At 60.3% G+C, this 19,271-nt stretch carries 13 protein-coding genes; 5 read left to right on the top strand and 8 right to left on the bottom strand.

Features of this window, described 5'->3' with window-relative positions; genetic code table 11:
- Nucleotides 1-11: 11 nt before the first annotated feature.
- Nucleotides 12-3,191, top strand: coding sequence for an efflux RND transporter permease subunit (locus AC1RME_RS05705; protein WP_096820378.1), 3,180 nt, complete (start codon nucleotides 12-14; stop codon nucleotides 3,189-3,191).
- The gene (locus AC1RME_RS05700) at nucleotides 3,188-4,609 is read left to right on the top strand and encodes an efflux transporter outer membrane subunit (RefSeq protein WP_096820377.1); all 1,422 of its coding nucleotides are present in this window, start codon (nucleotides 3,188-3,190) and stop codon (nucleotides 4,607-4,609) included. The genes AC1RME_RS05705 and AC1RME_RS05700 overlap by 4 nt, the downstream gene beginning before the upstream one ends.
- A gap of 59 nt (nucleotides 4,610-4,668) precedes the next feature.
- Here the strand turns inward: AC1RME_RS05700 and AC1RME_RS05695 are convergent, their stop codons facing one another.
- Genes AC1RME_RS05695 through AC1RME_RS05685 form a run of 3 tightly spaced genes read right to left on the bottom strand, consistent with a single transcriptional unit; the run spans nucleotide 4,669 to nucleotide 7,979 of the window.
- On the bottom strand, nucleotides 4,669-5,649 hold the full coding sequence (locus AC1RME_RS05695; protein ID WP_096820376.1) for an HlyD family secretion protein: 981 nt from the start codon (nucleotides 5,647-5,649) through the stop codon (nucleotides 4,669-4,671).
- Between the two features lie 4 nt (nucleotides 5,650-5,653).
- Complete coding sequence (locus tag AC1RME_RS05690; protein ID WP_096820375.1) at nucleotides 5,654-5,854, bottom strand: DUF1656 domain-containing protein; 201 nt, start codon at nucleotides 5,852-5,854, stop codon at nucleotides 5,654-5,656.
- On the bottom strand, nucleotides 5,844-7,979 hold the full coding sequence (locus tag AC1RME_RS05685; RefSeq protein ID WP_096820374.1) for an FUSC family protein: 2,136 nt from the start codon (nucleotides 7,977-7,979) through the stop codon (nucleotides 5,844-5,846). The genes AC1RME_RS05690 and AC1RME_RS05685 overlap by 11 nt, the downstream gene beginning before the upstream one ends.
- 192 nt (nucleotides 7,980-8,171) lie before the next feature.
- Here AC1RME_RS05685 and AC1RME_RS05680 point away from each other — a divergent pair, with 192 nt between their 5' ends.
- From AC1RME_RS05680 to AC1RME_RS05670, 3 genes are all read left to right on the top strand, one after another.
- Nucleotides 8,172-9,227 carry a tetratricopeptide repeat protein gene (locus tag AC1RME_RS05680; protein ID WP_096820373.1) on the top strand — a complete coding sequence of 352 codons (1,056 nt, stop codon included), beginning with the start codon at nucleotides 8,172-8,174 and terminating at the stop codon, nucleotides 9,225-9,227.
- 139 nt (nucleotides 9,228-9,366) lie between these two features.
- On the top strand, nucleotides 9,367-10,869 hold the full coding sequence (locus AC1RME_RS05675) for an ATPase domain-containing protein (protein WP_096820372.1): 1,503 nt from the start codon (nucleotides 9,367-9,369) through the stop codon (nucleotides 10,867-10,869).
- Nucleotides 10,866-12,536 carry an ATP-binding protein gene (locus AC1RME_RS05670; protein WP_493090699.1) on the top strand — a complete coding sequence of 557 codons (1,671 nt, stop codon included), beginning with the start codon at nucleotides 10,866-10,868 and terminating at the stop codon, nucleotides 12,534-12,536. The genes AC1RME_RS05675 and AC1RME_RS05670 overlap by 4 nt, the downstream gene beginning before the upstream one ends.
- A 13-nt stretch (nucleotides 12,537-12,549) precedes the next feature.
- Here the strand turns inward: AC1RME_RS05670 and AC1RME_RS05665 are convergent, their stop codons facing one another.
- The 5 genes from AC1RME_RS05665 to AC1RME_RS05645 are packed head-to-tail and all read right to left on the bottom strand — an operon-like array spanning nucleotide 12,550 to nucleotide 19,094.
- Complete coding sequence (locus tag AC1RME_RS05665; RefSeq protein WP_007954537.1) at nucleotides 12,550-12,927, bottom strand: response regulator; 378 nt, start codon at nucleotides 12,925-12,927, stop codon at nucleotides 12,550-12,552.
- A gap of 44 nt (nucleotides 12,928-12,971) precedes the next feature.
- Nucleotides 12,972-14,186: a hybrid sensor histidine kinase/response regulator gene (locus AC1RME_RS05660; protein ID WP_096820370.1), complete on the bottom strand. Its 1,215-nt coding sequence runs from the start codon at nucleotides 14,184-14,186 to the stop codon at nucleotides 12,972-12,974.
- A complete protein-coding gene (locus AC1RME_RS05655) occupies nucleotides 14,180-14,773 on the bottom strand; it encodes a chemotaxis protein CheB (protein ID WP_096820369.1) in 594 nt (197 codons plus the stop codon). Before AC1RME_RS05655 ends, AC1RME_RS05660 begins: the two co-directional genes overlap by 7 nt.
- Nucleotides 14,770-15,603 carry a CheR family methyltransferase gene (locus tag AC1RME_RS05650; protein WP_096820368.1) on the bottom strand — a complete coding sequence of 278 codons (834 nt, stop codon included), beginning with the start codon at nucleotides 15,601-15,603 and terminating at the stop codon, nucleotides 14,770-14,772. Before AC1RME_RS05650 ends, AC1RME_RS05655 begins: the two co-directional genes overlap by 4 nt.
- The gene (locus AC1RME_RS05645; RefSeq protein WP_096820367.1) at nucleotides 15,603-19,094 is read right to left on the bottom strand and encodes a response regulator; all 3,492 of its coding nucleotides are present in this window, start codon (nucleotides 19,092-19,094) and stop codon (nucleotides 15,603-15,605) included. The genes AC1RME_RS05650 and AC1RME_RS05645 overlap by 1 nt, the downstream gene beginning before the upstream one ends.
- Nucleotides 19,095-19,271 lie beyond the last annotated feature (177 nt).

The raw sequence follows: 19,271 nt of genomic DNA, 5'->3' as shown, positions 1-19,271 counted from the left end.
CGACAACTCCGATGAATTTTTCCCAATTCTTCATTTCACGGCCGATCTTCGCAGCGGTGCTTTCGCTGCTGATCCTGATCGCCGGTGCGATCTCGCTGTTCCAACTACCGATCAGCGAATACCCGGAAGTCGTGCCACCGACCGTGGTGGTGCGTGCCAACTTCCCGGGTGCCAACCCTAAAGTCATCGGTGAAACCGTGGCTGCTCCACTGGAGCAGGCCATCACCGGCGTTGAGAACATGCTGTACATGTCCTCGCAGTCGACCGCTGACGGCAAGATCACCCTGACCATCACCTTCGCCCTGGGCACTGACCTGGACAACGCGCAGGTGCAGGTGCAGAACCGCGTGACCCGGACCGAGCCGAAACTTCCAGAAGAAGTGACGCGCATCGGTATCACCGTCGACAAGGCCTCGCCCGACCTGACCATGGTTGTGCACTTGACCTCGCCGGATAAACGCTACGACATGCTGTACCTGTCCAACTACGCAATCCTCAACATCAAGGATGAGCTCGCTCGCCTTGGTGGTGTCGGTGATGTGCAGCTGTTCGGTATGGGCGATTACTCGCTGCGTGTATGGCTCGATCCGAACAAGACCGCTTCGCGCAATCTGACTGCCACTGATGTCGTGACCGCCATTCGCGAGCAGAACCGTCAGGTCGCCGCCGGCCAACTGGGCGCCCCCCCTGCCCCGAATGCCCAGAGCTTCCAGCTGTCGGTCAACACTCAGGGCCGTCTGGTCTCCGAGGAAGAGTTCGAGAACATCATCATTCGCGCAGGCGACAACGGTGAAATCACGCGCCTGAAGGACATCGCACGCGTTGAACTGGGTTCCAGCCAATACGCCCTGCGTTCGTTGCTGAACAACCAGCCTGCCGTAGCGATCCCGATCTTCCAGCGCCCGGGCTCCAACGCCATCGAAATCTCGAACGAAGTTCGCGGCAAGATGGAAGAGCTGAAGAAAAGCTTCCCGCAAGGCATGGACTACAGCATCGTCTATGACCCGACGATCTTCGTGCGCGGTTCCATCGAGGCGGTGGTTCACACCCTCTTCGAAGCGCTGATCCTCGTGGTTCTGGTGGTGATCCTGTTCCTGCAGACCTGGCGCGCCTCGATCATTCCGTTGGTGGCGGTACCGGTATCGTTGATCGGTACGTTTGCGGTGATGCACCTGTTCGGTTTCTCGCTCAACGCCCTGTCGCTGTTCGGCCTGGTACTGGCGATCGGTATCGTGGTGGACGACGCCATCGTGGTGGTGGAGAACGTCGAGCGGAACATTGAACTGGGGCTCAACCCCTTCGATGCGACCAAAAAGGCCATGGGTGAAGTGACCGGTCCGATCATTGCCACGGCGCTGGTGCTGTGTGCGGTGTTCGTACCCGCTGCGTTCATCTCGGGCCTCACCGGTCAGTTCTACAAGCAGTTCGCCTTGACCATCGCGATCTCGACAGTGATCTCGGCCTTCAACTCGCTGACCCTGTCGCCAGCGCTGGCCGCTGTGTTGCTCAAAGGTCACGACGCACCGAAAGACCGCTTCTCCAAAGTGCTGGACAAGATCTTCGGTGGCTGGCTGTTCCGTCCGTTCAACCGCTTCTTCGACCGCGCCAGCCATGGCTACGTCGGCACCGTGCGCCGGGTTATCCGTGGCAGCGGCATCGCCCTCTTCCTGTACGCAGGCCTGATGGTGCTGACCTTCTTCGGTTTCTCCAGCACCCCAACCGGTTTCGTACCCGGCCAGGACAAGCAATACTTGGTGGCCTTCGCGCAACTGCCGGACGCCGCGAGCCTGGACCGCACCGAAGACGTGATCAAGCGCATGTCCGACCTGGCCCTGAAACAGCCGGGCGTGGAAAGCGCCGTAGCGTTCCCGGGCCTGTCGATCAACGGCTTCACCAACAGCCCGAACGCCGGCATCGTGTTCGTGACCCTCAAACCGTTCGACGAGCGTAAAGACCCGAGCATGTCCGCCGGTGCGATTGCCGGTGCCTTGAACGGCAAGTACGCCGGGATCCAGGAAGCCTACATGGCGATCTTCCCGCCGCCGCCAGTACAAGGTCTGGGCACCATCGGTGGTTTCCGCCTGCAAATCGAAGACCGGGGCAACCTGGGCTACGACGAGCTGTACAAGGAAACCATGAATATCATCACCAAGAGCCACAGCGTGCCTGAACTGGCCGGGCTGTTCACCAGCTACACCGTGAACGTGCCACAGGTCGATGCTGCCATCGACCGCGAAAAAGCCAAGACCCACGGCGTGGCCGTCAGCGACATCTTCGACACCCTGCAGATCTACCTGGGTTCGCTGTATGCCAACGACTTCAACCGCTTCGGTCGCACCTATCAGGTCAACGTTCAGGCTGAACAGCAGTTCCGCCTCGAATCCGACCAGATCGGCCAGCTGAAAGTACGCAACAACAAGGGCGAAATGATCCCGTTGGCGACCTTCATCAAGGTCAGCGACACCTCGGGTCCGGATCGCGTGATGCACTACAACGGCTTCATCACCGCTGAAATCAACGGTGCCGCAGCCCCAGGCTACAGCTCCGGCCAGGCCGAAAAAGCCATCGAGAAACTGCTCAAGGATGAACTTCCGAACGGCATGACCTACGAGTGGACCGACCTGACCTACCAGCAGATTCTATCCGGCAACACCGCGCTGTTCGTGTTCCCGCTCTGCGTACTGCTGGCGTTCCTGGTGCTCGCCGCTCAATACGAAAGCTGGAGCCTGCCACTGGCGGTGATCCTGATCGTACCGATGACCCTGCTGTCGGCTATTACCGGTGTGATCATCTCTGGCGGTGACAACAACATCTTCACCCAGATCGGCCTGATCGTACTGGTGGGCCTGGCGTGCAAGAACGCGATTCTGATCGTCGAGTTCGCCAAGGACAAACAGCAAGAAGGTCTCGACCCGCTGGCCGCTGTACTGGAAGCCTGCCGTCTGCGTCTGCGGCCGATCCTGATGACCTCGTTCGCGTTCATCATGGGTGTGGTGCCACTGGTGTTCTCCAGCGGTGCCGGTGCCGAGATGCGTCATGCCATGGGTGTGGCGGTGTTCTCCGGGATGCTCGGCGTGACCTTCTTCGGTCTGCTGCTGACCCCCGTGTTCTATGTGCTGATCCGCAACTTCGTGGAACGCGGTGAGGCTCGCAAAGCGGCCAAGTCCCTGAAACTGGAGGCGCAACAATGAGTCTGAAAGTCTTCCTGCCGAGCCTGCTGGTACTGGCCTTGAGCGCCTGTGCAGTCGGTCCCGACTACAAGACCCCAGCCACGGAGGCGGCCAACATCACGGCCGCCACCGACGGCGCCGCCGGCCAGAAGAACTTTGACCGTTCGAAGTTCGAAGGCATCTGGTGGCAGCAGTTCGACGATCCGACCCTCAACCAGTTGGTGACTCAATCGCTGCAAGGGAACCGCCAACTGCGCGTGGCGTTCGCCCGCTGGAAAGCCGCACGGGCGATCCGCGACGACGTCAGCAATGACGCCATGCCGACCATCACCAGCCGCGCCAGCAGCGATCTGGCCAAGGGTCAGATTCCCGGCCAGACCACCAAACGGGTCAACAGCGAACGCTACGACCTGGGTCTGGACATGGCCTGGGAAATCGATCTGTTTGGCCGCATCCAGCGCAATCTGGAAGCCAGCGACGCTGACCAGCAGGCTGCCGAAGCCGATCTGTACCAGCTGCAAGTCACCATGATTGCCGAACTGGTGGACGCTTACGGTCAACTGCGCGGTGCACAACTGCGGGAAAAGATCGCCGTGGCCAACCTGGAGAACCAACAGGAGTCGCGCAAGATCACCATCAGCCTGCGTGACGCCGGCGTTGGCGACCAGCTCGATGTCGAACGTGCCGATGCGCGTCTGGCATCGGTCGAAGCCAGCGTGCCGCAATTGCAGGCCGAACAGGTTCGCCAGAAAAACCGCATCGCTACCCTGTTGGGCGAGCGTCCGGACAAGCTGACCGTCGACCTGAGCCCGAAAGACTTGCCAGCCATCGCCAAGGCATTGCCGATCGGCAACCCGGGCGAACTGCTGCAACGTCGCCCGGACATTCTCAGCGCCGAACGCAAACTGGCTTCCGCCACGGCGCGTATCGGTGTGGCCAAGGCCGACCTGTTCCCACGGGTCAGCCTCAGCGGCTTCCTCGGCTGGACGGCCGGGCGTGGTTCGCAGATCGGTTCCTCGGCGGCCAACGCCTGGGCACTGGGCCCGAGCATCACCTGGGCGGCGTTCGACCTTGGCAGCGTGCGGGCCCGTTTGCGCGGTGCCGACGCCGATGCCGAAGGCGCACTGGCGACCTACGAGCAGCAAGTGCTGCTGGCTCTGGAAGAATCGGAAAACGCTTTCAGCGATTACGGCAAACGCCAGCAACGGTTGATCTCGCTGATCCGCCAGAGCGAATCAAGCCGCAAGGCTGCCGATCTGGCTGAAATCCGCTATCGCGAAGGCACCACGGATTTCCTCGTGCTGCTCGACGCCCAGCGTGAGCGTTTGAACGCCGAAGACAGTCAGGCCCAGGCCGAAGTCGATCTGTATCGCGGCATCGTCGCGATCTACAAGGCCCTCGGCGGCGGCTGGCAGCCAGAAACGGTTGCCAGCAAGTAACAGTTTTTTAAAGAGCTCCTTTGGTTGGCCGCAACCAACCAAATTCTTTGCCCCGCGTATCATTCGGTCGCGGGGCTTTTTTGTGCCTGCCTTTCATCGTTTTCCAGCACCGTGACGGTGGCGGTGGTGCCTGCCCTCAATCGGTCCTTGCCCGCATAATCCGGGTCGATGCCGATCCGCACCGGCACCCGCTGTGCAAGCTTCACCCAGGTGTAGCTGGGGTTGATGTTGGCCAGCAATCGACTGCCCGGTGCGTTTTCCCGATCGGCAATGGCGAAGGCGATGCTTTGCACCGTGCCGCCAAATTTTTCGCCGCTCATCAATTCAATTCGCACGCGATCACCCTCCTCGATCCTTGGCAGTTTGGTTTCCTCGAAATAGCCACTGACATAGAACGAGTCGCTGTCGACCAGTGCCAGCAGCGCGCCGCCAGCCACCGCGTAATCCCCCTGACGGGTCAACAGGTTGGTGACATAGCCGCTGACCGGCGATTCGACACGGGTGCGCTGCAAGTCCAGCTCGGCCTGAGTCAGTGCTGCAATCGCCAATTGCACGTTGGCTTGCGCCAGACCCAGATTGGCCTGGTTGCGCAGCAGATCAGCCTGGGCCACGGCCACTTCGGTACTGGACTTTTCCCATTCTTCCCCGGAAATCGCAAAGCCCTGCTTGAGCGTGCGTCTGCGCCGTTCTTCGCTCTCGCGTTGCTTGAGCAACGCCTCGCTGGCTACGATGGCGGCCCGGGATTGGCCGAGCGTGGCCCTGGCCACTTCGACCGAACGCCTGGCATGTTCAACCGCCAGGCTGTAGCGAGCCGGATCGATCTCCAGCAGCAATTGGCCCTTGTCGACATGCTGGTTGTCCTGCACCGCCAGACTGACGATACGCCCCGAGACATCCGCCGACAGGGTCACGACGTCCGCCCTCACCCGCGCATCCCGTGTCCATGGGGCTCGGGTGTAATGCTCCCAGGCGAACCAGCCGAGCACGATTGCCAGCAACACCACTGCCAATGTCGTCAATCGAGTGAGCAACGTCTTCAAGGCATCAGGCTCCCATCAACAAAATCAATGTGGCGCAAACACAGGCGTACAACGCCCCTTCGAACAGCGCTTCATGCCAGACCAGACGCAGCACGCCGAGGCGGCGCAATACCCAGTCCAGCAATAGAAAGACTGGGATGGCCAGAATCAGGGCCTGAGCAATGGGCGGCAGGTAGACGCCACCGACCTCGAAATCAATGGGCAAGGGTCGGTACTCCTTCAGGGGCGTTGTGTTGCAGATACTCACCGTGACGCTCAAGGAACGAGACGACGATCAACAGAGCAACGCGCATACGAAACACGGACCACAGGTGTTCATGCGTGGCGGCATGCAGGTCATCCAACTGATCACCGAGCGCGTGCAGCGTCGTCAGCAAGGCTGGCAGGTGCACATCCGGACGGCCAGCGACGAAGCGGCCGGTCTGGCGCAAGGCAGCCATCAGTTGCTGGCAGAAAACGTCCGTGAGCAAGGCGTTGCCCTGCACCTGTTGCCTGAGCTGGTGGATGGCCACGCCGAGTGCCACACAGGCAAGACTGATTTCATATCGTCGTTGCATATCCGGATCATTGGCTGCCGGCAACAGCCCCAGCATGGTTGTCAGGCGATCGACCATGCGGCTTTCGAACGTGAATTGCTGTTCGTCTGTAGCGGGCACTTTCGTCAGTTGATACACCTGCTCCCGCGCTTCGTTGTAGAACCGGCGGATTCGCAACACCGGGCGGAACGGAAAAATCCAGGCATAGACGATCAGGGCCAGCATCGCCGCACTGACGTAGGCACCGGCAAACTCGAACCATTGGATAGCGGTGTTCTGCCCGGTGCCGACGTTCTGCGGACCGAGCATCAGGAAACTCGACAATCCCAGCCCCATGCCGATGCCCGCCGTGGCCGGGCTGGCCAGTCCGACCGCAATCACATAGAGCAGTGGTGCCAGTAATATCGCGAGCCATTCGAAGTCGTTGACCGCCGGCACCAGCATGAACTGATACAGCGCCGAAACCACCAGTGCCAGGCCCAATCCCCGGGCGTAGCTCTGTGCGGCGATCAAGGGGCGCGGGAACGTTGCCATCAGTGAACACAGAATTCCCACCAGAATCATTCCACCACGTGCACCGTCCCACGCCGTTTCGATCCAGATCAGCCCCGCCACCAGTAATGCGCTGAAGGCCCGGATGGCGTTCATGGTTGCCAGGGTGAAATCCAGGTGCAGCGGACTGGACTGGCCGCGAAACATGCAACTGGCCTCCCGTCCTTCCTGTATCGCTTCGCTCAGTTCGAGGATCTGCTCCAGTTGTTGCAACAACCGCGCCTGCTCCCAACGCAGCGCCCATGCCAGCGAACGCAAGGTGGCGCTCATGTCTTCGGTCAACTGTTCGGCCCTGTAGGCCAGCGCTTCGAATTGTTGCTGCAGAACAACCAGTTGGTGCCTCATGTCTTGCGGCAGTGAACGCCCGTACTGTGCCAATTGATCAAGAAACGCCAGCTCATCGGCACGCAAGCGCTGGACTTCGAGCGGCAGATCGCCGTCCCAGCGCGCGGTCAGCAACTGGCGCTGATGACGCAGGGCTGTCAGGCGCGACGTCAGCAGCATCAGTTGATTGCCCAGCATCAACACCAGGTTGTTGGCACTGCGCAGGCGCGGGGCATCGAAATACAGATGTCGGCGCAGGCCTTCCAGCGCACTGATTTCTCCGAGCAGCTGCATTTGTCGGCGCTGGAATTCGGCTTCGCCTTCTTCGGTACGAATCACCGCAGCGGCATGGGTGGCGACCAGTTTGATGACCTGATCGACTTTGGCGAAGTAATTGCGGGAAACCGCCTCGGGGCGGGCCGTGAGCAGGCTGACAACACAGACGCAGGCCACCGCCAGCAAGGTTTCAGTGACCCGGGTGACCGCCAGCAGAAAGGTGCCGTCCTGATCCGGGATTGCCAGCAGCGCCACCACCACGGCAGTGTAGCCACTGAGCACGAACGCCTGGGAACTGGTGTAGCGCAGCAACGTGCCGCCAGCCGTGCACAGGGCCAGCCACAGCGCCAGGGTTGTGATGAACGGTAAAGGCGCTTGAGGAAAAATCGCCATGATCAGCACCGCCACCGCAGCGCCAAGGGTAGTGCCAATGACCTGACCGAAACTGCGGGCCAAAGCCATCCCCGCCAGTGGCTGACTGATGATGACCACGGCCATGATCGACCACTTGGGTTGATCCAGATCGAACAGGAACGCCAGGTATAACGTCAGCAGTCCGGCCGCAATGGTGCGCAGACCAAACAACAACACTGCCTGACCGGGGTGGATCACGGCCTTGAAATAGTTGAACAGGGCTTGCATGAGCGCACTCGTCAAAGGAACTTCACCAAGCGTAGTCACTGCATCGAGAGCTGGCCGGCTTCAGGAGACGACAGATGTTGTAGGGGGATTCATCACTGGTGGTCGGTCATATCGGGCACAGCGTTTGACTCACGGCCTCACCTGACCGAAGCTTGCCCCCTCTGCGTCAATATGAAAGCTTCGGATACCTGCATGCCTCAGTCCCGCCGCTACTTGTTCATCAGTCTTGGCCTCGTGCTTGTCCTCCTGGTTGGATGGCTGTCCTTGCGCAGCACCGCGCCCGTGGTGCCGGAGGCCATCAAGCATGGTTTCAGTGAAGCGCTGGCCGCCGCACGAGCCGGTCAACCGGGCGCGGCGCGGGTTTTGTACCAACAGCTGGGGCGTCCGGACCTGTCGGTCAAGCGGCGAGTCTGGCTGCATGCAGAACTGCCGAACTACCCGAGCCCACAAGCGTTGAAACTGGCCGATGCCGATCTGCAGAACGAATCCCCGGATGTACGAATGGCGGCGATCAGGAGCGTGACCGGCCTGGTGCCGGGCGGCCAGCGCAGTCTGTTGCTCGGCCCGTTGCTCGACGATGAGGATCAGGACGTTCGATTTACCGCGATCAACGCCCTGCTGGGCTTGTCACCCGATCAGTTGGGCCTTTATTTCGCGCCGCTGCAGCAAGGCATCGACGTGTGGGAGCAGGCACTCAAGAGCCAGCCGGAAAGCGCCGCCAACTACGCGCAACTGGCACGTCTGTATCTGCACAATGCCGAGCTCAAGCAGGCACAGGATGCCCTTGAGCAAACCCTGCGCCTGGATCCCGCCAACCTGCCGGCGCTGGTGATGCAGATCGAAGTGCTTGACCGTCAGGGCCAGAGTGACGCCGCCCGACAACTGCTGGCCCAACAATTGAAGGCTCAGCCGGATTCCGCCTATCTGCAACATGCGCTGGGCCTGTGGTTGCTACATCACGATCAACGCGAATTCGCCCTGCTCGGCCTGTCCAAAGCCGTGGAGCTGGAGCCCGACAACAAGGACTATCGCTACGACCTCGCCACCACGCTGCACGGCGCTGAGGAACTGGAAGCGGCGCAGAAACAGTTGCAGGAAATCGTCCAGCGTCATCCGGCCGACCGCAAGGCGCGAGTGCTGCTGATCAATTACTGGAAGGAAAGTGGCCAATTGCAGAACGTGCAGGTCCTGCTGGCCCAACTCGAACAGATGAATCCGGACGATCCGTCTCTGCAGCAAGGTCTCTGAGCGACGTCTGACAACATCCTCGACGCATCTCGCAAGAAATTCGGAACCGCCCTCTCGGCAAAGGGTCAAGTAAACAGGCAGCCCGCAAAGGCGTACCCCGCCCGCTGTCTCGTTTCCCCTAGTCATGAGAGGGCATTTTTTGTCTACATCGAACGAGTTGATCAGCGCAAAAGCCGCCACAGGCATCGAAGGGCTGGACGACATTCTGGCCGGCGGTTTGTCTCGCGGTCATGTGTTCCTGCTGGAGGGCGAGCCCGGTACCGGTAAAACCACGGTGGCGTTGCATTTTCTTTTGGCCGGCGCCCGGGCCGGCGAGCGCTCGCTGTACATCACGCTGTCCGAAACCGAGCGCGAACTGCGCCAGGGTGCGCTCTCCCACGGCTGGAACCTGAACGAAAACATCGAGATTTTCGAGCTGACACCGCCGGAAAGCCTGCTCAACGCCGAGCATCAGCAGAGCCTGCTGTATTCCTCTGATCTTGAGCTGGGCGAAGCCACCAAACAGATTTTCGAAGTGGTCGAGCGCTTCAAACCGACCCGCGTGGTGCTCGACAGCCTGTCGGAGATCCGTCTGCTGGCGCAAAGCTCCCTGCGTTATCGCCGCCAGATCCTGGCGATCAAGCACTACTTCGTGCGGTATGACGCGACGGTATTGTTGCTGGACGACCTGACGACAGAGTCCCTCGACAAAACCGTGCACAGCGTGGCCCACGGTGTCATCCGCCTCGAAGAGTTGACCCCCAATTACGGCGCCGAACGCCGACGTGTGCGGGTGATCAAGTACCGCGGCCAGAAATATCGCGGCGGTTTTCACGACTTCACCATCATGGGCGATGGCGTGCATGTCTTTCCGCGTCTGGTGGCGGCCGAACATCGGGGCGATTACCCGCGTCTGCAATTGACCAGTGGCATCCACGAAATGGACGCGCTGCTGGGCGGCGGGATCGAAACCGGCTCCAGCACGTTGATTCTCGGCCCGGCCGGTACCGGCAAATCGCTGATTTCGATGATCTTCGCTGCCGCTGCGGTCACGCGTGGCGAGAAAGCGGCACTGTTCATTTTCGATGAAGAACTGGGGCTGCTGTTCGAGCGCATGAAGAACATCGGCATCGACCTCAAGGCCCTGCAAGCCACCGGCAATCTGCTGATCGAGCAAGTCGACGCCGCCGAACTGTCTCCCGGCGAATTCTCTCACCGGGTACGACGCTGCGTTGATGAAGCCGACATCAAGACCGTGGTGATCGACAGCATCAACGGCTATCAGGCCGCGATGCCGGAAGAAAACGCGCTGGTCCTGCACATGCACGAACTGCTGCTGTACCTGAACCGCAAAGGCGCCGCGACCTTCATGACCGTCGCCCAGCACGGTCTGGTCGGCGACATGCAGGCGCCGGTGGACATCACGTATCTGGCCGACACCGTGATCCTGTTGCGCTACTTCGAAGCCCTCGGCAAGGTGCGTCGGGCGATTTCGATCATCAAGAAACGCACCGGCAGCCACGAATCGACCATCCGTGAATACCGTATTTCCGCCCAGGGCATGACCATCGGCGAACCACTGGAAGCCTTCCAGGGTGTGCTGCGCGGTGTGCCCACGTACCTCGGTGCGAGCAATCCGCTGCTCAAGGAAGACAACTTGTGACCGTCACCGTCCCGCTGTCCGAACGGGCGCTGATCCTGGCGCCCCTGGGTCGCGACAGCCAGATCGCGCTGATGATCCTCAACGAGGCCGGTTACGGCGGTCTCATCACGTCCGGCCTGGGGCATCTGTGCGCCGAACTGGAACCCGGCGCCGGTCTGCTGCTGATCGCCGCCGAGGCCCTGAATGGCCCGGACCTGGAAGGCCTGCTGGCCTACCTGAAGCAACAACCTGCGTGGTCGGACCTGCCGATCGTCCTGCTCACCCATCACGGTGGGTCCGAACAAGGTCCCTCCTCGCGACTCAGTGAATTGCTGGGCAACGTGACATTCCTTGAACGCCCTTTCCATCCGGCGACCTTGATCAGTCTGGTCACGACTGCCCTGCGCGGGCGACGACGACAGTACGAAGCCCGCGACCGTCTGATCGATCTGAGCGAAAGCGAGCGACGCCTGCAATCAACCCTCGAAACCCTTGAGCAACAAGTCGAGGAACGCACGGCGCAACTGCGGCACAACGAAGAAGCGCTGCGCCAGTCGCAGAAGATGGAAGCGGTCGGCCAGCTCACCGGCGGTATCGCTCACGACTTCAACAATATGCTGACCGGGATTATCGGCAGTCTCGAATTGCTGCGCCGGCGTCTTGCACGGGGTCGTACCGACGACCTCGACAGCCTGATCGATCTGGGCGTGACGTCAGCCAACCGCGCCGCCGGCCTGACTCACCGCTTGCTTGCGTTTTCCCGGCGCCAGTCGCTGGACTCCAAAGCCGTGCAGATGAACGATCTGGTGCAATCGATGGGCGAATTGCTGCAACGCAGCCTCAATGAAAGCATTCAATTGGATATGCGTCTGCACGAACAATTGTGGGTGGCCGAGGCCGATCCCAATCAACTGGAAAGCGCCCTGCTCAACCTGGTGATCAACGCTCGGGATGCGATGCCCGACGGCGGCAATCTGGTAGTCGAAACCGGTAATCAGGTGCTGGACCGCGACTTCACTGCGACTTACAGCAATCTGTCGCCGGGCGATTACGTCGTGTTGAGCGTGACCGACAATGGCTGCGGCATGCCGCAGAGCGTGATCAACCGTGCGTTCGATCCGTTTTTCACCACCAAGCCCATCGGCCAGGGTACGGGGCTGGGTCTGTCGATGATCTATGGCTTCAGCAAGCAATCCGGTGGACATGTGTCGATCGACAGCAAGATCGATCAAGGCACCACGGTCAAACTTTATCTGCCGCGTTTCCAGGGCGAGTCACTGCCTCACGCGCCAGCAGACACGGAGCAGGCGCCGAACGCCGTGGAAGGCGAAACCGTCTTGATCGTCGAAGACGACCCGGCCGTGCGCGTGCTGGTCAGCGCGGTATTGAGTGAATTGGGTTACGGGTTTGTCGAAGCCGGCGATGCTGACGGCGCCATGCCGATTCTGGATTCGGAGCAACGTATCGATCTGCTGATCAGCGACGTCGGCCTGCCGGGCATGAATGGCCGGCAACTGGCGGAAATCGGCCGGCAATACCGGCCAGAGCTGAAAGTCCTGTTCATCACCGGTTACGCCGAGCACGCCGCGGTACGCGGCGGGTTTCTTGACCCGGGCATGCAGATGATCACCAAGCCGTTCACCTTCGATCTGTTGACGGCGAAGGTGCGGGAGATGATCAAGAGCTGAGGCGGTTGACGCCTCAGGCCAGCAGTTCCTGAATCTTCTCCTGCAACACATCCAGATCGAACGGTTTTTCCAGGATCGGCGCCCGGCGCGTGATCGGGCTGCCGGTCTCACGAATTTCCTGCGGATAGCCGCTGATGAAGATCACTTTCAGATCAGGTCGCAATTTGACGGCGGGTTCGGCGATCTGCACGCCGGAGATCCCGCCCGGCAAGCGGAAATCGGTAATCAACATGTCCAGATGCGGCTTGCTCGCCAGAATCTCGAACGCCTGCTCGCCGTTTTCGGCCTGCAACACGCGATAGCCCTGGCCTGACAAATAATCGGTCAGGACCATCAGGATCACCGGTTCGTCCTCGACGACGAGTACTACATCTTGTGCATCTACGCTCATGGGAAGCCTTTGTTCGGTCAATAGCTGCTGATACGACCGTGTGGTCACTCAGAGGTTGCGTTTGTTTCGCCGTTTTCCTGGAGCGGCAGACAAACGCGAAACAGGGCGCCTTCGTTGATCTTGCTCTCGACGACGATGGAACCGCCATGGGCGGCGACGATCTGCTCGGAAATGAACAGACCCAGCCCGAGGCCGGCCACCACCGTCTTGGCGGAAACCCGTTCGAACTGTTGAAAAATGCGTTTCTGATTCTCCTCGCTGATACCGATGCCCTGGTCCGCGACTTCGACCCGAGCCTCATTGCCTTCGCGATAAACCCGCACCTGCACCGGGCTCTTGCCGCCATAACGCAAGGCGTTGGTCAGCAGGTTCGACACCACTTGCTCGATGCGGAATTCGTCCCACTGCCCTTCCACCGGTTCGGCGGCGGTGAAGCTGACTTCGGTCTCGGCCGCTTCGATCTGCTGGGCGAAATTTTGCAGCAGGTTGCCGACCAGTTGCGCCAGATCGAAACGGCTCGGTCGGATCGACAGCTTGCCGGTGCGGATCCGCGACACGTCGAGCATGTCCTCGATCAGGCGGATCAGGCTTTTGATCTGGCGCTCATCGCGATCGACCATCGCGTGCATCTTGTCGAGAGTGAACGCGGCGGCGTTGTCCCGGGCCAGGTGCATCTTGCGCAGCTGGGTTTCGAGGATAAGGCCGTTGAGCGGCGTGCGCACTTCGTGGGCGACGATCGACATGAAATCGTCACGCATGCGCACCGCCTGCTCCAGTTCGCCCTGGGTGCTCTGCAATTGCTGAAGCAGCGCTTCCTGTTCGCGGCGGCTCTGTTCGAGGGCTTCGACCTGTTGCTTCATCGCCTTGCTCTGGCGGTACAGGTCGACAAATACATTGACCTTGCTCTTCACCGCGTGGATATCCAGCGGCTTGTGCAGGAAGTCCACTGCACCGCTTTCATAACCCTTGAACGCGTAATTCAGTTCACGGCCGGCAGCGCTGACGAAGATGATCGGGATGTTCTTGGTCTTCTCGGTGCCGCGCATCAGCTCGGCCAGTTCAAAGCCATTCATGCCGGGCATCTGCACGTCGAGAATGGCCATGGCGAATTCGTGTTGCAGCAGCAGCGACAGCGCTTCGTCCGCCGACAGCGCTTTGTAGACGGTGCGGTCTTCGCGTTTGATCAGCGCTTCGAGAGCCAGCAGGTTCTCGGGCAGATCGTCGACGATCAGCAGTTTTGCCTGGATATTACTCAGCATGCGATTCGTTCCAGCTCGACAAGCAGACGGCCGATGCCGCGTATGGGAAGTATGTGATCCGGTTGATGAATCTTCAGGGCGGCCTCGGGCATGGTTGCCACCAGAGCATCGTCCGGATCCTGAACGATGGTCAGCCCGCCATGGCGCTTGACCTGCGCCAGGCCCCGCGCGCCATCGTGGTTGGCCCCGGTCAGCAGCACGGCAGCCAGCGCCGGGCCGTAGACATCGGCTGCGGACTCAAACAGGAAATCGATCGAAGGCCGCGAATGATGCAAGCGGTCTTCCAGGCTCAACGACAGGCTGCGGTCCTGTTCCACCGACAGGTGATAGCCCGGTGTGGCGAAATACACGGTGCCGGGCTGAATGTCCTGTTTATCGATGGCTTCGGCGACCGGTAACGCCACTCGCCGGGCAAACACATCGGCGAGCTGGCTGCGCCGCTCTTCCGGCAGGTGCAGGACGATGATGATCGGCAGCCCGAACCCTGACCGCAGCGAACCGAGCATCGTCAGCAAGGCCTCGACGCCACCGGCGGAAGCCCCGACCACAATCGCCTCGACCCGAGGCAAATCCGCTGCACTGTTCATGATTTGCGGTAGATCCGTTCTTGTTTCACCAAGGGCTCGAACTGGTTGGAATAGCCGGAAAAATCCAGCGTTTCCTTGCTGCCCAACACCAGGAAGCCTCGGTGGCACAACGACTCATGGAACAATCCGAATGCTCGATCCTGAAGTTTTTTATTGAAATATATCAACACGTTACGACATGAAATTAATTGAGTTTCAGAGAATACGCTGTCCGTCGCCAGGCTGTGATCGGCGAAGGTCACGTTCTCGCACAGGCTCTTGTCGAAAATCGCGTAGCCATACGCAGCAGTGTAGTAGTCGGCGAACGAGCGCTGACCGCCGGCCTGCTGATAGTTGGCGGTGTAGGCGCGCACGTTTTCCATCGAAAAGATCCCCTGCTTGGCCTTGTCCAGCGAGCGCGGGTTGATGTCGGTGGCGTAGATGATCGTGCGGTCGAGCAAGCCTTCCTCGCGCAACAGAATCGCCATCGAATAGACCTCCTCACCGGTGCTGCACCCGGCGATCCAGATCTTGATCGACGGATACGTCTTGAGCAGCGGCACCACCTCCTGACGGATCGCCAGGAAGTGCGACGGATCGCGGAACATCTCGCTGACCGGAATCGTCAGCAATTGCAGCAATTGCATGAACGCCGTCGGGTCGTGCAGGACCTTCTCCTGCAACGCCGAAATCGTCGCGCATTCGAACTGGCTCAACGCATGTTGCACCCGGCGCTTGATCGACGCGCCGGAGTAGTCACGAAAGTCATAGCTGTACTTGAGGTAGATCGCCTCGATCAGCAAGCGCAATTCGATTTCGCTGTTTCGTTCTGCTGAGTAACTACGTTCCACTAAATGCGTTCCATCTTCGGCAACCACACGCGAATCAGCGAGAACAGGCGATCCAGGTCGATGGGCTTGGCCAGGTAATCATTGGCGCCCGCCTGCAGGCAGCGCTCCTGATCGTCCTTCATGGCCTTGGCCGTCACCGCGATGATCGGCAGCTTGCGCCAGCGCGGATCCTTGCGGATTTCCATGGTGGCTTCAAAACCATCCATTTCCGGCATCATCACGTCCATCAGCACCAGGTCGATGTCCTCGACTTCATTCAATTTTTCAATCGCTTCACGACCGTTACGGCCGATCACCACGACTGCACCCTTGGTTTCCAGCGCGCTGGTCAGGGCGAAGATGTTGCGTACATCGTCGTCCACCAGCAGCACTTTGCGACCCTCGAAGACCTTGTCGCGGCTGCGCGCGGTCTTGAGCATCTTCTGCCGTTCATGGGACAACTGCGATTCGACTTTGTGCAGAAAGAGTGTGACCTCATCCAGCAGACGTTCCGGCGAGCGCGCACCCTTGATGATGATCGAACGCGAATACTTGCGCAGATCGGCCTCTTCATCGCGGGTCAGGTTGCGTCCGGTGTAGACGATGACCGGCGGGAACGAGCAGATGTCTTCGGTGGACATGCGCTTGAGCAGATCGTTGCCAAGCATGTCCGGCAGCTTCAGGTCGATGACCATGCAATCGAAGATCGTCGTGCGCAGCAGCTCCAGCGCGTCCTGTGCCAGGCCGACGGCGGTGATTTCAATGTCGTCATCACCGATCAGGCGGGCGATGCTTTCGCGTTGCAGATCGTCGTCCTCGACCAGCAGCACGCGTTTGACCTTCTGGGTCAGCTTGGCTTCAAGGCGCGCGAACACGTCCTTGAGTTCTTCGCGGGTGGTCGGTTTGACCGCGTAGCCGATAGCGCCCATGTGCATGGCCGCTTCGACGCGGTCTTCCACAGAAATCACGTGCACCGGGATGTGCCGGGTTTCGGCGTGTTCTTTCAGGCGTTGCAGAACGGTCAGGCCCGAGTGATCCGGGAGGCGCATGTCCAGCAGGATTGCGTCCGGCACGAACTCTTTCGCCAGGTCATAACCTTCATCCGCACCGTGGGCGACCAGGCACTGATAGCCCAGTTCGTGGGCCAGGTCGTAGAGGATGTGGGCAAAATTCGGCTCGTCTTCCACCACCAGAATGCAGCGGGTATCGAACGGTGCCTTGTTGCGGTCGTCGTTGAAACGCGGGATGTCGACGGACGCCAGCGGCGACACCGCGACGGCAGGTGTAATGACCGGTGCGGATGCCGGCGGACTGAAGGTCAGCGGTGCAACCGGCGTATCGCCCGGTTCGCTGTATTGCTGCGGTAACACCAGCGTAAAGGCACTGCCCTGCCCCGGCGCGCTGCTGACGCTGATCGAACCGCCCAGCAAGGTCGCCAGGTCCCGGGAGATCGACAGGCCCAACCCGGTGCCGCCGTATTTGCGGTTGGTGGTGCCGTCGGCCTGGCGGAAGGCTTCGAAAATGCTTTCCTGCTGGTCCTGGGCAATCCCGATCCCCGAGTCTCGCACGATAAAGGCAATGCGATCGTCCGGTTGTCCGGCGATGGTCAGGCTGACCGTGCCGTGTTCGGTGAATTTCACGGCGTTGGACAGCAGGTTCTTGATCACCTGCTCCAGACGCTGGCGATCGGTGAACAGCGTGATCGGTGCGTCCGGCTGCAACTCGACGCTGAACGCCAGTTTCTTGTCTGCCGCCAGTGGTTCGAATACACCGCGCAGGCCTTCGGCCAAGCGCGCCACGCTGGTGTTTTCCGGGACCACTTCGAGTTTGCCGGCTTCAACCTTGGAAATGTCGAGAATGTCGTTGATCAGGTTGAGCAGATCGTTGCCGGCGGAATAGATCGACTCGGCAAACTTCACCTGCTCGGCGCTGAGGTTGTCCTGCGGGTTTTCCGCCAGCAGCTTGGCCAGGATCAGCGAACTGTTCAGCGGCGTGCGCAGTTCGTGGGACATGTTGGCGAGGAATTCGGATTTGTATTTGCTCGAACGCTGCAACTCTTCGGCGCGCTCTTCCAGTTGCACCTGAGCCTGATTGAGCTCGGTGTTCTTCTGGTCCATGGCATCGCGTTGCTCGGCCAGGGTCTGGGCCTGTTCGGCCAGTTGCTCGTTGGTCTGCTCCAGCTCGACTTGCTGGGTTTCCAGATGCGCCTGGGACTCCTTGAGAATCCGCGACTGTTCTTCCAGTTCTTCGTTGGCGGTTTTCAGTTCTTCCTGCTGCACCTGCAACTCTTCGTTGAGCTGCTGGGTTTCGGCCAGCACTTCCTGTAGCCGCTGCCGGTAACGCGCCGCTTCGATGGATGTGCCGATGTTGCCGGCAATCCGTTCCAGAAGCGCTACATCACGCTCGGTGAGCGGACGCAGAAAGCCGAGCTCGATCACGCCGTTGACCCGGTCGTCATCGCTGGTCGGTACCACCAGCACGCTGTGTGGCAGGCCTTCGCCCAATCCGGAGCTGACCTTGAAGTAGTCGGCCGGCACCGAATCGAGACGAATCAGCCGCGCCTGCTGCGCGACCTGGCCGACAATGCCTTCACCGCTGTAGATCGATTGTTCCTGCTCTTCCTGCTCGCGGGAGAAACCATAACTAGCCACGCGCTTCAGCCCGCCATGCTCTTCGCGTACATACAACGCAGCCACGGCAGTGCCAAGGTACTGGGCACAGAATTGCAGAATGTTGCGGCCCAGCAGATTGAGCGTCAGTTGCCCCAGGACTTGTTCGGCCAGCTCGGTCTGGCCCGTGCGCAGCCAGGCCTGCTGCTCCAGGCGTTCTGCGCTGGCCCTTTGCGCAGCGAGGTTGGCGCCATAACTACTGGAAAGGCTGAGCAGATCGCGACGACCAATATAAGCCAGCAAACCGCTGATACCGGCGATGAACAGCAGGTACAGGCTGATGCTCCAGATGGTGGTGCGGCGCACATCTTCGTTGCGCGTGGTGCGCAGCGTCTGCTCGGTATCGATTACGTCCTCGAATTGCTTGCGGATCTCGTCAGTGAGGCGTTTGCCGCGCCCGGCCTTGACCGCAGCCTTGTAGTCGCCGCTGGCGCGCTGCAGGTCGATCATCGATTGCGCGTAGGTCGCCCACTCGGTTTGCAAGGCTTGCAGGCGACGCAGGCGGTCGGTCTGCACCGGGTTGTCGGCGGTCAGTTCAAGCAAGGTGTTGAGCGCTACGGAGATACGCGGCTTCGCCGTTTCATACGGGTCGAGGAAGTGTTCGTCGCCACTGAGCAGGAAACCGCGCATGCCGGTTTCCAGGTCGACGGTGAGTTTCACCGCTTCATTGGCGTTATTGATCACCCGGTCGGTGTGTTCCACCCACTGGATCACCGACAACAGATAGGTGATCAGGCAAACGAAGAACACCGCGCTGATTGCGCCCACACCCAAAGGCAGGCTGACGTTGCGACTCAGTAGTTTGCGAAACCGTTGCTCATCAACCGAAGACGGAGAGGACATGTGGCAGCCTTGTCGAACTGTTGAAAACCAAGGAGTTTGCCCCAAAACGGCGGCATGGATCCATTTTTCTCACAGTGTTAGCACTGTTTTCCCACATTTGCCTGCGCCGATTCACAGGCCAACGGTTATCCTTGCCCGCCCGTTTGCACCTATTCTTTTTTGTATCCATTCGGGAAC

It is taken from the genome of Pseudomonas sp. GW822-FHT03F08 (assembly GCF_058801265.1).
Note: the sequence above shows the minus strand (reverse complement) of the source record. Positions and strands in the feature narration are given on the sequence as shown.

Coding starts and splice junctions, on each gene's coding strand:
- AC1RME_RS05680 (WP_096820373.1), top strand. CDS start 8,172: ATGCCTCAGTCCCGCCGCTACTTGTTCATCAGTCTTGGCCTCGTGCTT.
- AC1RME_RS05700 (WP_096820377.1), top strand. CDS start 3,188: ATGAGTCTGAAAGTCTTCCTGCCGAGCCTGCTGGTACTGGCCTTGAGC.
- AC1RME_RS05645 (WP_096820367.1), bottom strand. CDS start 19,094: ATGTCCTCTCCGTCTTCGGTTGATGAGCAACGGTTTCGCAAACTACTG.
- AC1RME_RS05655 (WP_096820369.1), bottom strand. CDS start 14,773: ATGAACAGTGCAGCGGATTTGCCTCGGGTCGAGGCGATTGTGGTCGGG.
- AC1RME_RS05665 (WP_007954537.1), bottom strand. CDS start 12,927: ATGAGCGTAGATGCACAAGATGTAGTACTCGTCGTCGAGGACGAACCG.
- AC1RME_RS05660 (WP_096820370.1), bottom strand. CDS start 14,186: ATGCTGAGTAATATCCAGGCAAAACTGCTGATCGTCGACGATCTGCCC.
- AC1RME_RS05685 (WP_096820374.1), bottom strand. CDS start 7,979: ATGCAAGCCCTGTTCAACTATTTCAAGGCCGTGATCCACCCCGGTCAG.
- AC1RME_RS05705 (WP_096820378.1), top strand. CDS start 12: ATGAATTTTTCCCAATTCTTCATTTCACGGCCGATCTTCGCAGCGGTG.